Source organism: Bradyrhizobium sp. NBAIM08 (genome assembly GCF_020193935.1).
Classification (GTDB): domain Bacteria; phylum Pseudomonadota; class Alphaproteobacteria; order Rhizobiales; family Xanthobacteraceae; genus Bradyrhizobium; species Bradyrhizobium yuanmingense.
In genome coordinates this window covers 1-445 of record NZ_JADYVR010000381.1, presented here as the reverse complement: position 1 = coordinate 445, position 445 = coordinate 1, and the positions used below count along the sequence as shown (strand labels likewise).

The 445-nt window shown below is 61.6% G+C and carries 1 pseudogene; it reads left to right on the top strand.

The features are described 5' to 3' along the window. Positions 1-340: 340 nt before the first annotated feature. Positions 341-445: pseudogene (gene rpsL, locus I6F37_RS40005) on the top strand (30S ribosomal protein S12); the annotation flags it as partial.

Genomic DNA, 445 nt, shown 5'->3' with positions numbered 1-445 from the left:
TCAGAAGATCGTCAAAATCTTGAGCGAGACCGACCGGATCATGAAGGAAATCGAACTGCCGCTGGGCTAGTGAGCCACTTGCGCCCCCCGCTCCGCCTTGACCAAACCACCGAACGCGCCTAACGGGCCGCTCTTCCGGGGTGCGAATCCCGGATTGAGCTGAACATTGGCGGTGCGCTTTTCAGGTGCGGCGGCAAAGTAACCCGGTCCAGCGATCGGGTGGAGCGTTTTCGGCTCGTGATGTGCCTGACCGGGGTTCTCCCCCGTATCTCACGCATTCGCGGGTTCCGCCGATCCTTCACCCTGTCGCCTGCGGCCACAACTAAGGTGAAGGGCTTTCATGCCGACGATCAACCAGCTGGTCCGCAAGGGCCGCGTTCCGCAGAAGACCAAGTCGAAGGTCCCTGCGATGGAGCAGAACCCGCAGAAGCGCGGTGTTTGCACC